This window comes from Vibrio crassostreae, from assembly GCF_041439375.1.
GTDB lineage: Bacteria > Pseudomonadota > Gammaproteobacteria > Enterobacterales > Vibrionaceae > Vibrio > Vibrio crassostreae_D.
In genome coordinates this window covers 1-12,154 of record NZ_JBGONY010000058.1, presented here as the reverse complement: position 1 = coordinate 12,154, position 12,154 = coordinate 1, and the positions used below count along the sequence as shown (strand labels likewise).

12 protein-coding genes and 1 pseudogene are annotated in these 12,154 nt (G+C 43.0%); 5 read left to right on the top strand and 8 right to left on the bottom strand.

Annotated features, from left to right (window positions below):
* Positions 1 to 11: 11 nt before the first annotated feature.
* Positions 12 to 1,358: a dihydroorotase gene (locus ACED45_RS19400; RefSeq protein WP_371714802.1), complete on the bottom strand. Its 1,347-nt coding sequence runs from the start codon at positions 1,356 to 1,358 to the stop codon at positions 12 to 14.
* 68 nt (positions 1,359 to 1,426) lie between these two features.
* Complete coding sequence (locus tag ACED45_RS19395; protein WP_371714801.1) at positions 1,427 to 1,900, bottom strand: Fur family transcriptional regulator; 474 nt, start codon at positions 1,898 to 1,900, stop codon at positions 1,427 to 1,429.
* A 583-nt stretch (positions 1,901 to 2,483) separates the two neighbouring features.
* Here ACED45_RS19395 and ihfA point away from each other — a divergent pair.
* Both ihfA and ACED45_RS19385 read left to right on the top strand, forming a co-directional pair.
* Positions 2,484 to 2,780, top strand: a complete 297-nt coding sequence (ihfA, locus tag ACED45_RS19390) for an integration host factor subunit alpha (protein ID WP_004734853.1) — start codon at positions 2,484 to 2,486, stop codon at positions 2,778 to 2,780.
* Between the two features lie 179 nt (positions 2,781 to 2,959).
* Entirely contained in the window at positions 2,960 to 3,340 is a 381-nt protein-coding gene (locus tag ACED45_RS19385; protein ID WP_371714800.1) for a c-type cytochrome, read from the top strand.
* Positions 3,341 to 3,437: 97 nt separating this feature from the next.
* Here the strand turns inward: ACED45_RS19385 and ACED45_RS19380 are convergent, their stop codons facing one another.
* Positions 3,438 to 4,214: a RelA/SpoT domain-containing protein gene (locus ACED45_RS19380; protein WP_017059130.1), complete on the bottom strand. Its 777-nt coding sequence runs from the start codon at positions 4,212 to 4,214 to the stop codon at positions 3,438 to 3,440.
* Between the two features lie 323 nt (positions 4,215 to 4,537).
* Here ACED45_RS19380 and ACED45_RS19375 point away from each other — a divergent pair, with 323 nt between their 5' ends.
* Positions 4,538 to 5,191: a thiopurine S-methyltransferase gene (locus ACED45_RS19375; protein ID WP_371714799.1), complete on the top strand. Its 654-nt coding sequence runs from the start codon at positions 4,538 to 4,540 to the stop codon at positions 5,189 to 5,191.
* Between the two features lie 193 nt (positions 5,192 to 5,384).
* Here the strand turns inward: ACED45_RS19375 and purT are convergent, their stop codons facing one another.
* The 5 genes from purT to sbcB form a co-directional block, all read right to left on the bottom strand.
* Positions 5,385 to 6,560 carry a formate-dependent phosphoribosylglycinamide formyltransferase gene (gene purT, locus ACED45_RS19370; RefSeq protein WP_004734863.1) on the bottom strand — a complete coding sequence of 392 codons (1,176 nt, stop codon included), beginning with the start codon at positions 6,558 to 6,560 and terminating at the stop codon, positions 5,385 to 5,387.
* Positions 6,561 to 6,727: 167 nt separating this feature from the next.
* A complete protein-coding gene (gene cdd / locus ACED45_RS19365; RefSeq protein WP_017086319.1) occupies positions 6,728 to 7,615 on the bottom strand; it encodes a cytidine deaminase in 888 nt (295 codons plus the stop codon).
* 357 nt (positions 7,616 to 7,972) lie between these two features.
* On the bottom strand, positions 7,973 to 8,650 hold the full coding sequence (locus tag ACED45_RS19360) for an LrgB family protein (protein WP_017090893.1): 678 nt from the start codon (positions 8,648 to 8,650) through the stop codon (positions 7,973 to 7,975).
* 2 nt (positions 8,651 to 8,652) lie between these two features.
* On the bottom strand, positions 8,653 to 9,024 hold the full coding sequence (locus ACED45_RS19355; RefSeq protein WP_004734867.1) for a CidA/LrgA family protein: 372 nt from the start codon (positions 9,022 to 9,024) through the stop codon (positions 8,653 to 8,655).
* Between the two features lie 25 nt (positions 9,025 to 9,049).
* Positions 9,050 to 10,474, bottom strand: coding sequence for an exodeoxyribonuclease I (gene sbcB / locus ACED45_RS19350; RefSeq protein ID WP_371714798.1), 1,425 nt, complete (start codon positions 10,472 to 10,474; stop codon positions 9,050 to 9,052).
* 1,009 nt (positions 10,475 to 11,483) lie between these two features.
* Between sbcB and ACED45_RS19345 the strand changes: the two genes are divergently transcribed.
* Positions 11,484 to 11,918 carry a DUF4402 domain-containing protein gene (locus ACED45_RS19345; RefSeq protein WP_004734871.1) on the top strand — a complete coding sequence of 145 codons (435 nt, stop codon included), beginning with the start codon at positions 11,484 to 11,486 and terminating at the stop codon, positions 11,916 to 11,918.
* A 52-nt stretch (positions 11,919 to 11,970) separates the two neighbouring features.
* Positions 11,971 to 12,126 (top strand): annotated as a pseudogene (locus ACED45_RS24085) (DUF4402 domain-containing protein); the annotation flags it as partial.
* Positions 12,127 to 12,154 lie beyond the last annotated feature (28 nt).

Genomic DNA, 12,154 nt, shown 5'->3' with positions numbered 1-12,154 from the left:
TAACTGCTGAACTAGCGCTCGAATGACAGCCTCATTGCTGGAGAGTGATTTGTATCTTGGATCAAGCTCGAATCTGCATTGCTATAAACCTTGGTGCCATTTACCCAAGTATGTTTGATCTGGGAAGAGAACTCGTGACCAGTGAATGGAGACCAAGCACATTGATAAAGGTTGTTTTCCTCATCAACTAATGTTGATGCTTGTGGGTCGACGAGTACTAAGTCTGCGAAGTAGCCTTCACGAATATAACCGCGCTCTTGTATCGCATAACGAATGGATGGGTTATGTGCTGTTTTCTCTACGACTTGTTCTACGGTCATGGTTTCGGCATGTACGTGGTCAAACAGAGTCAAGAGGGCGTGTTGTACAAGGGGTAAACCGGCAGGCGCTTGCTCATAAGGAACTTGTTTTTCTTCCCATGTGTGAGGAGCATGGTCTGTGGCGATGATGTCTATTTGATTGGTGCTAAGGGCGGCAAGTAGTGCTTCTCGATCGCTTGGAAATTTGATGGCTGGGTTGCATTTGATTTGGTTCTCTAATCTTGGGTAATCCTCATTACTGAACCAAAGGTGATGAACACACGCTTCAGCGGTTATGCGCTTGCCTTCGATTGGCCCTTTATCAAATAGTGCCAACTCTTTCTCTGTAGTGATATGCAATACATGAAGCTGGCTATTGTGCTTTTTAGCGAGCTCAACAGCATAAGAAGAAGAGGCATAGCAGGCTCTGTCATCTCTTAGAATAGGGTGGTCTTCAATCGTGAAAACTGCTTTCTCTTTTCTTAATTGCTCTTGGTTTTTAGCGATAACAGGCCCGCTTTCACAATGGGTGACAATCAGGACGGGAGAATCACGGAATATGGCATCGAGTGCTTGAGGCTCTTCAACCAACAGGTTACCCGTTGAAGCACCCATAAATACCTTTACGCCACAGTGTTTGGTCGGGTCGAGCTGCTTGATTTGCTCTAGGTTGTCTTCAGTTGCACCTAGGTAAAAAGAGTAGTTAGCCAGTGAACTCTGTGCTGCGATATCAAATTTTTTCTCTAAGGCCTCAATGGTCGTAGTAGCAGGGTTTACGTTTGGCATTTCCATGTAGCTTGTAATACCACCGGCGACAGCAGCACGAGACTCTGTAGCGATTGAGCCTTTGTGGGTTAACCCGGGCTCGCAAAAATGGACTTGATCGTCAATCATCCCCGGGATGAGGTAGCAACCTTTTGCTTCAATGACTTCGCAATTTGAATTGGGCTGTATATTGCTTGCAACCTTTTCAATTCGTTGGTCGACAATTAATACATCTGTCTCGGTAACGGTACCTTCATTGACCACGTAGGCATTTTTAATGAGCGTTGCGGGCATAGCGTTTCACTTTCTCCTTGTTAATTAGGCTAATACGATTGGAATCTAGTTATTAGATGTAGGTATTCTTAGCAGGACGCATTCACTTCGGGCTTAGCACACTCATCACAAACACAGCTGATCTCTAACTGAGGGCTTGTGACGGTGAATCCTTGTTGTTTCGCGTGAGATTTAAGATCGCGAATAATAGAAGGGTTGATGGTTTGTTCACTTATCTTGTCGCACTTAGAACAAATCAAAAATTGTGGGATGCCATGTTCGTGCTCACAAAGGATGTGGTCACAAAGTATGTATTTATTTGATACCTTAATCTTGTGTGCTAGGTGGTGTGGTTCTAAAAAATCCAAGACTCGGTAGACCGACATCGCTTGAACATGTTGATCAAAATGCTCTTTGCAATAGTCGACTAACTCGTAGGCAGACAGCGCTTTATCGGCATGTGCCAACGCACGCAGTATCAGCAGCCTTTTGGCGGTGAACTGCTTTCCATTGTCTCTACACCCTTGTTTGACGTGCTTAATGATCGCTTCAATATCTTTCATTTTAAGTACTAAAATCCCTCTCGATTGATATGTTATAACATATCAACCTAGCGCTGTGAAATTTACTTTGCTGCAGAGCGTCACTAAAGAGGGAGATTGACGGGATTAGAATACAGATGAATCGCAGTAAAAGTCAGTACACAATCAGTGATAGCATTGACCGATTCGAATTAAATTCTGAAATGATACAAATCTCATATTTAATACTGATCATTTAGTAACCTCTGTTGAGTTCAATATCAAATCAAGTGGCTGATTTTATTGAGTATCGGAGAAAAGTCTCAAAATTTATTATTTATATCGTTAAAGTTTTTAATTCTTATTTATTGTCTTATTTTGGAGTTTAACTCTGATTGGTGGCTTGGGAATAGATGTTTTTTAGCTATATATGTAAATTTACAAGCGCGTTATCTTTCTGATTTGAAAGAATAATTAAATAGTTGAGATAAAAAAGTTGGCGAAAATCAGAAGCTTGGCATACACTTTCCTTGTAAACGACCTTATCTCATTGATTGAATAGGGTAAATGCTTTGGCGCTACTGGCGATAGTAGCAATGATTAACATAGCTTTGAGGAAAGTTTTATGGCACTCACGAAGGCCGATTTGGCTGAGAACCTGTTTGAGACACTCGGATACAGCAAGCGGGATGCCAAGGAAACGGTTGAAGTGTTTTTCGAAGAAGTTCGTAAAGCGCTTGAAAATGGCGAACAGGTAAAACTGTCTGGTTTTGGTAACTTTGATCTTCGCGAGAAAAACGAGCGACCTGGTCGTAACCCGAAAACTGGTGAAGACATTCCAATTTCTGCTCGACGTGTTGTTACTTTTAGACCGGGACAAAAACTAAAGGCCCGTGTCGAAAATATTAAAATCGAGAAGTAGCCAAGCAATAGACCACGCCTAGCGTGGTCTTTTTGTTTGTATCACAGTATTTATTCTTGCCACTCGTTTTCAATTTTTTTATCACTTCTCGCATCTCGCACAATCTCTAATCATCGTTCAGTTCTCCTGAACGGTAGTTAATTCTAATTGAATTTAAATACACCGCTCTATTTGCTGTAATGTCACTCTCCGCATGTACTGACGAAAACACTGCAACGGTGGAAAAGGTTTCGCCAAAACTGACAATACAAAGTGACAAAACAGTACCTTACATACCAAGCTTGACGGCAGGAGAAAAGCTCGTTAACAACCTATGTAGCCAGTGTCACGGTGATAAGATCATCCCTTTCGTGCAGTCTTACCCGAATATTAAGGGGCAGAAATCCAGCTACATCCTTAAACAATTGCGTGATTTTAAAAGTGATGTACGTCAGGACTTATACATGCAGTCAGTCGTGAAGTCTCTATCTGATAAGGATTTACAGGATGTCGCTGTTTTCTATAGCACCTTAAAGCGGTTGGACTTGTATGAACGCTCTCAGGAGTACTATCACAAATAGCGTTCGCTTATGATTGATAAGAGATACGCTGAAATTAAAAAGGGCTGCGAGAGCAGCCCTTGTTCGTTTTTGTTTTGTAGTAGCGGTAAGGTTCGCGTTAAGCCGCTTTGATGTGCGTGGTAATGTAAGGTTGCCATGCTTGTTGGTAAAGCTCTAAAGATTGGCGTCTTAGGCTATTGATTTGCGCCGCTTCGATATCGTTGATTGGGCGATGTTCTGCAATTGCGTGACGTTCAATACCTTGGATAATTTCGTACAGCTCGTGTTCAGGGCCACTTTTCACATCAGCAATCGCTTTTAAGTGAAGTTGAACCTCTGCAATGATGTTGGTTTTAGGCAAGCGAACCAACAAGTTAAGGTCACGGTAACCAGAGTCAGCTGGCGATTTAAACTTGTTTTTCAGCTTAACAACATCTGCTTCACGGCTTAGCGCTTCGTAAACTTCAACCAAGCTCTCGACATCATTCGCGATGATAGTTGCACGGGCTAAGTCGGTAATTTTTGTCACATCACCATCAAGCTCAAGGGCGATTTTTTCTTCTGCACGAGCTTGAGATTTAACGCCAGCAAATAGCGCTTCAGAATTAGTGAGTAGGGCAGTACTTTTACAGATAGTTTCTAGTTCAGCTTGGCCTTGATGCGCTTTGCTGTACAGAATATCGAAGTCGGTGTAAGGCTGAGTCGGGCGTGAGTCGAAGGCTTTGATGCCGTAAAGGCCGCTCAAACTATGACGGAATACGTTTGATGAAACTTGGTTTTGCGCAGGAGTGCGCGTTTGATCAGTCGAACTTGTTGAAACAGGTGCTGCTGCGAATGCAGGCGCTCGGCTCAATACCAATAGCATTAGGGCCGTCGTACGGAGAAATACACTCATTCAAACTCCAAAATACAAGGTTACAAAAACGGGTAGTCAAAAGGGGTAACCAGTAACGCACAAGAGTAAAAACAGCTTAACTAAACTCACTACATATTAAATGGGGCTAGCTAAGACAGAAACCAACTCTAACGTTTAATATTGCTTTAAAATGTGAAGATATAGACAAATAATCCAACCGTTAGTTCCGCAATTATTAGAACTTTGAACTTAGCCAGTTTCTGATTTCATCGAAACCAATGTGGTAGTTTAAACCAAGCTAAGGTTGCTCTTACCTCTCTATACTGTACCCTTGCATTATGACTGTTTAACATGAACGAAAGATGAATAATCCTGAATTTTGGCACAATAAATGGGCAGCCAACCAAATTGGTTTCCACCTTGAAGATGTAAACCCACTTCTGATTAAATTTTGGGAAAAGACTGAACCTAGCTACGAGAAGAGTGTGTTTGTTCCACTTTGTGGTAAGAGTGAAGATTTGATTTGGTTGGCGACAAAGCATTGTGATGTGCAAGGTGTCGAACTCAGCCAGATTGCGGTTCGCGCATTTTTTGCAGAGCACCTTTACACCCCGACTGTGACTCAAATCAGTGGTCAGCACGAGCTGTATCAATTCGATGAACTGAACATCTACACGGGCGACTACTTCTCAGCGCCAATCCAGCCTGTCGATACCATTTATGATCGCGCGTCTTTAGTCGCATTGCCTGAAGAGATGCGAGTGCAGTATGTAGAGCGTTTGAAACAACTGCTGAAACCGGGTGGTAAGATCCTTCTGGTGACTCTAGATTACGACCAAAACGAGATGGCAGGGCCTCCGTTTAGCGTACCTAAACTAGAGATTGATCAGTTGTTCTCGGGATACAAAATCACATTGTTGAATCAAGATATTGCAGACGATGAACATCCGAAGATTGCCAAAAAAGGCTTGTCTCGATTTAGTGAAGAAGTGTACTTGATTGAGTCAGACGCTTAAGCGCAGTGAGCTCTCTAGCGAAAAGACCGCTTCAATAAAAAAGATAACACCAACAAAAAGACGGGCTCGATAGCCCGTCTTTTTGTTGTTCAGATTTGAAGTCGTGATTGTTCAGATGCGAGAACGTAATGGTTCAGATCTGAGTTAGTCGTTACTAATTAGTAGTCATTAGCTAGAAAATAGTAATTAGCAGCTAGTAAATTACTTTTACTTTAGAAGCACTCTCAATTGCATCTTCAATCGCAGTCTCAGTGCTGTTGCGACGAGTAAGCGCCACACCTAGACGACGGCGACCATCGATATCAGGTTTACCAAACAAGCGAACTTGCGTCTGTGGTGCGTCTAGCGCCTCTGTAAGACCTTCAAAACGAATGTTGGTTGAAGTGCCTTGACCAAGAATAACCGCTGATGCACATGGGCCGTATTGCGTGATGGATTTGATAGGCATACCGGTAAAGGCGCGTACGTGCAGTGCGAATTCAGATGAGTCTTGAGACATCAATGTCACTAAGCCAGTATCGTGTGGGCGAGGGGATACTTCATTGAAGATAACGTGATCGCCTTTAACAAACAGCTCGACACCAAAGATACCGTGACCACCTAGTGCGTTAACCACTTGTTCAGCCGTGTATTGCGCGGCTTTAAGTGCATTGTCTGACATCACTTGTGGCTGCCATGATTCACGGTAATCTCCGTCTTCTTGGCGGTGACCGATAGGCGCACAGAAGTGAACACCGTCGACTGCGCGAACGGTTAGAAGGGTGATCTCGTAATCAAAGTCGATGAAGCCTTCAACGATCACACGACCTGCGCCAGTACGACCGCCTTCTTGTGCGTAGTCCCAAGACTTCTGAATGTCTTCTTCTGTTTTGATAACGCTTTGACCTTTACCTGAAGAGCTCATTACTGGTTTAACAACGCAAGGCATGCCCACGAATTCAACAGCGGCAGCGAAGTCTTCAAAGGTGTCTGCAAAGCGGTAAGGAGAAGTGCTCAGCTTTAGCTCTTCTGCAGCTAGGCGACGGATACCTTCGCGGTTCATCGTTAGCTTAGTCGCATTTGCAGTGGGAACGACATTTAAGCCTTGTGCTTCTAGCTCTACCAACTTGCTGGTGGCAATAGCTTCAATTTCAGGAACCACATAATCTGGTTTTTCAAGTTCAATGACTGCTTGCAGTGCATCGCCGTCTAACATGTCTAATACATGACTACGATGTGCAACTTGCATTGCGGGTGCGTCTGCGTAACGGTCACATGCAATAACTTCCAAGCCTAAACGTTGGCACTCGATAGCAACTTCTTTGCCGAGTTCACCTGAACCTAATAGAAGTACACGAGTAGCATTTTCACGAGTAGCAGTACCAAACATAGAAATTCCTTCCGATCTTTTGAGCGATTGATTGAAAACGGGGTGATCATACTTATTTCAATGATAAAAGCAAACGTTTGCGCAAGTTGTTGCGTTAATTACAGGTATAAAAAAAGCAGCCCCGTTAAATAGGGCTGCTTATTTAAAATTTTGTTAATTAGATGTACTTAGATTGCTAAGTAAGTCACTGGAATGTCGGGATTAATCGCTTCTAATGTAGATTGCGTATCCGCTAGGTGACTGATGCTACCTTCGGCAATTTCAACCAATGCTGCACTTTCAATCTGTTCAAAATCGAAGCCAGCCAGTTTAAGTTGAATCAACGCCACTTGTAGAGGAGGTAAGCTCGGGTTGAACGCTGCGTTTTCAGCGTAAGCACCGGTGAAAACCTCACCCGACGTCAATTGCAGTGAAACACCACTTAGGTTTTTGGTGTAAGGAGCATGGCTGCGGTTTAGTGCTGCTAGCGCTTCTACAACAATAGGCGTTGTTTCTTCAGTCGTGTGTTTATGATCAAGCTTAGTCATTAGGCCAGTCGTCACACCTAAATCGGCAGGGCCGAACGAGTCTGGCAGGTATTCTTGTAGAGACATTTCATCACGTTGCGGAAGCTGAACCTTAAGCTCTTTCGCTGTGGTCAGTTCGTTCATGAATTGACGACAGTGACCACAAGGGCTGAAGTTGATGGTGATATCAGAGATACCTTGTTCGCCTTTCATCCAAGCGTGGCTGATTGCAGATTGCTCAGCGTGTACTGTTTGGCCAAGTTGAGCACCAGCGATTTCAAGGTTTGCACCAAAATACAGAGTGCCAGACAAACCACGCACGATTGCACCAACATAAAAGTCAGATAACGGAGCGTAAGAATAGGCTGCGGCAAAAGGAAGTAGCGCAATACGTAGCTCGTCATCCGCTAAACCACTTGCTTGCAGTAGGCTAGCAAATTGTTCTGGAGACAATGTCGCGTCAAAGTTGTCTGCTAATACGATGTCACTCAAAAGTGCTTTGATTGCTGTTGGAGCACTTTCCAGCGCCAGGGTAATACGACTGTTCATGTTGAATCCTTAATTGACCTTAGGCTTTAATTCTATGCAATGCTCAGGAATTTTCTGTGACCTTTGTCACTACTGCGTTGTTGTTGTTACATTGGTTTGCATAATTAGAGTGAGGTCACAGATGAAATCGATTGCAAGAGTAAAAACTACCATTGATATCGCACTTATTGCTTGAAATTGAGTTTGGTTTGTCACGTATTGATGAATAAATGAGAGAAAAAAGCCCAAGCTATCACTGAAATAATCAGGTTATGCTTGGGCTTATTGATATCTGTAACGCCTAAAAGTCGCGAACCAGTGAGTTTAGCTATTTACCAACTCATCTATTAGAGCGCGTATAAACTGTAATCAAAGTGGTTAAGAATAGAACCAAACCACGAGCGAAAATATACTCGGTGCAATGATTGAGGTGATAACCCCACAAAGAACCAATGCCAACGAACTGAATGCAGCATCTTCCTGATTCTTTTCAGCACAGGTTGCCGTGCCTAAAGCGTGAGACACAGTACCCATGGTTAAACCACGCGCGATAGGGCTCTTAATACCAATGAGATTGTAGATTGGGTAAGCAAAAATTGCCCCAAACAGACCAACAATCAATACCAGTATTGCCGCAATCGCTGCTTCACCACCTAAATGGCTCGATACTTCCATCGCAATTGGTGTGGTGACTGACTTACCTAATAAACTCGCAATCAAAGTTAAGTCCGCTTTAAAAGCCACTGCGATTAATGCTGTCGTTGTCATCGACATCACACTGCCTAGCGTGCAAGCAAAGGTGATGATGCGCCAGTTGGCTCTGATTTGAGGTAGCTGTTCATAAAGCGGGTAAGCAAGTGCAACAACCGCAGGCTGAAGCATGTAGGTAATCCAGGTGTTGTCGGCATAGTAAGTCTCAAACGGTACTCTAAAGAACGTGAGTATCGGAATGATGATACCAATGCTGATAAGCAGGGGATTACAAAGCGGCGAGTTTACTTTTTGACTTACCCAGCGAGCAAACAGGAATACCACGATGGTGAGTAGAATCCACATGATCAGTTACCTCTCGAAAGCAAGCGGTCTAAAAACCATGATAAGGACACCAACACCAGCAACGTGCCACCAACGGCGCTCGCCATAATTGGCAATGCGTTCGCGATGAGCATGTCGAAGTGATCCATCAACCCAACACTGATCGGAACAAACAGTAAGATCATTAGGCGGATAATCAAGCTTGCACCGGGTTGTACCCAGTGCGAAGGAACAATACCAATCACCATGGCGGCAAACAGAATCAACATGCCAAAAATACTGCCTGGGATTGAGGTATCCAAAAAGTGCTGTAACGCGTTACCTGCTGTAAGAGCACCTATGATTAAGGTGAAGGAGATTAAGCAGTAAACCAGTTGGATCAATCTTTCTTTCAAAGTGTTACGTCTCTTGATAGTGGAATTAGCTAGCTAACTTTTCTACGTATTGATAAACCGCCTTCAAGATAGCCATTTTCTTCTCGTCGCTTTCATGTTCATGCGCGAGGTTTTCAAGGTTGAGCATGTACTCTTCTAAACGGCTCTCATAAAACTCACGACAATGGTTCGCCCATTTCAATTGCTCAGCTTCGTCGAGCGTCCATGGGAAATGACGAGCACGGTAACGGAACAGTAACGGTTTAATTCGTTCATCACCGAAGGTGATATCTAAAGCTGCCAAGTTATTTGGGTCAGTTTCGCGGATGATGTTCATCGCTGTTTTATCAGCAGGAGAAAAGAAACCGTCGTAAAGGTGTGTATCAACATCATCACTCTTTTCGTACTCTCGCTCTTGTGAGTACAGGCCGATCAGTTTTTCGCGGATCTCTGGGTGTTCGCGCAGCAGTGCCAAGTTCTTCAAGCATTGTTGGCGATCAATACCGATGGTTTCGGCATTTTCAGCCGTCAGCGTTTTGGCTGGAGCAAGAATAGGGCACTTGTTCAGTTGAACCAATTTGATTGGTACGGGTAGCTCGTCTTCACCCAGTTCACTGCGTTTGGTGTAGAGTTTGTCTCTGAGTTCATCAGCGTCCAGTTCTAACAGTGGGCTTGGGTCTTTGGCTAAATCAACCACGATAACGGCATTTTGATTGGTTGGGTGCCAAGCCATAGGCACAATCCAACTTGTGTAGTTGCAGTCACGGCCAAACATGCCCGAAACGTGCATCAATGGTGTCATGTTTACAATATCAACCAGGTCATTCAGCTTACGCTTATGACGCATGTTGTAGAGGTAATCGAACATCTTAGGTTGTGCAGCTTTCAGCTTCTTCGCTAACTCGATGGTCGCAATAACATCGGCCATCGCATCGTGCGCGTTCTCATGTTCAATGCCGTTTGCCACAGATAGGTGTTCCAGTTTGAAGCTTGGATAACCTTCTTCGTTCTCTGGCCAAACAATGCCTTCAGGGCGCAGTGCGTGAACAGCGCGCATTACATCTAACAGATCCCAACGCGAGTTGCCGTTCTGCCAACTCCACGCATATGGGTCGATGAAGTTTCGGTAACAGGTGTAACGCGTTACTTCATCATCGAATCGAATACTGTTGTAGCCAAGGCTTGTGGTGTTTGGTTTCGCCAACTCAGCATGGATCTTAGCGATAAACTCTGGTTCAGGAAGACCTTGTGAAGCCGCCTTTTGTGGTGTGATGCGGGTGATCAGTGCAGCTTCAGGCGCAGGGAGGTAATCAGCGGGAGGTTGGCAATAGATAACCAGAGGCTCTCCAATAACATTGAAATCTTGGTCGGTACGAACACCCGCAAATTGACTCGGACGGTCTTTTGCTGGGCTAACGCCCCACGTTTCGTAATCGAAAAAGAAGTAGGTCGGCTGATTATCTGAACTCATTGAATTTCCTGAACAGCAAGCGCGGAACGTTTACTGTGGCTGAAGGTTAGTTTTGTTCAGTATCTGATAGTATGCGGTACGCGTGCAACCCAGATCACAAATAAATTGCCGGAAAACGGTGCTTTACTATTCAATCGAGTCGGTAGGGAAGGTTTTGAATCCAATTGTGGCTTTTCTCTGGTCACAATTCTGCCTGTGTACCTCTTTTTTACCTATCTTTTCACCTTAGCTGTTGTAAGGCGATGAGTCGGGTTTCAGGTTTACCGCGAATGAGTTTGTTTGTCTTTTACTCTAAAGCTGTGTGATTAGAAACATCTCGTTGTTTTTTGACTGGTGGTTAATCTGCTGTACTTGTGTCTAAACCGCAGCGCAGATGTTTAAACTGCTTCACTTGCCTGTCTAGGCTCTGTCCAATCAAGGTGTTTTTCGTAATACAATCCCCTTAGATTTAATTGTTTTTTTGGTGTTTTTTTGGTGTTTTTGATTGTCGGGGTTAATTTAACTGGAGCGTTATGTCTGTCTCATTTTTAATACTTTCTATAATCTGTGTTTGAATTTGATAAAAATGAAACTCTAATATTTCATTTTTATTACAATTTATTTTAATTGTCAGCGTGTTTCACTTCTGAGACTGTATTGCAACACGGTGATCTATATAGCAATTAACCTGAATATAATAAGGGTTTATTCTTGTCCTTTATTCTTTCTCTTTATTTTAGAGCTACTTTAATTAAGGTCTTTTTATAAGAATAATTACGTACAAAAATAAAGGAATTAAGTGTAAAACCAGTTTTATATATAACTGGTGAAAATGATTCAATACCATTATTATTGTTAGTGTTATTTATATCAATTTGCGTGATCTTATTCTCACTGCGCCTCATTTCTTTATAAATAAGTGTCAATATATATATTTTCTAAATAGGATTGTTGTTACTTAATTGTTAACTTTGATTGACTATTAGGTAACCCTAATAATAAAGCCGATTTTATATAAAGGATTAAAGAAATGAACAAAGTCTTTAAGGTTGTTGCTGTATCTGCACTTTCTATCTCTTCAGCGAACGTTTTCGCTGTGAGTGACACTTTTGATGCAACACTAGAAGTAAAACAAGCAATTACAATGACAAAAACAAGTGATCTTGACTTCGGTATCATCACTTCAGACAACACAACGGACGTTGTTATCGCTCAAGGTGATGCTGGAGCTGCGGCATTTACTCTTTCTGGAGAATCTGGTGATGCAGTAACAGTAAGTATTTCTGATACTAACTTGGTTAACGGCGTAAATACGATTGCAGCTGAATTCGACTTTAATAACGCTATTACTCTTACCGGTGGTACTGCGGCTCTTAATATTGGTGGTACTGCACGTACTTCAAGTGCGACATTAGTTGCTGGTACATATACTGCTAACGTTGCAGTAGATGTTACTTACCAGTAATTAAATGAAACCAGTGTAATATTGTGGCTGCTATAAAGCAGCCGCTTTTACTATGAGTGTTCTATTCAAATACGCGATTTATATTGGTCTGATGATTTACTCCAGCCCTTTTCATGCGCTAGAAATTATTCCTGAGAATATGGAAGTGAAATTTCCGGGTATGTATATCTCTGGGTCGGGCCCAGGGCGCGAGCATACTTTGATGAATTTATAATCCAAAGAACACTCGGGCTCGA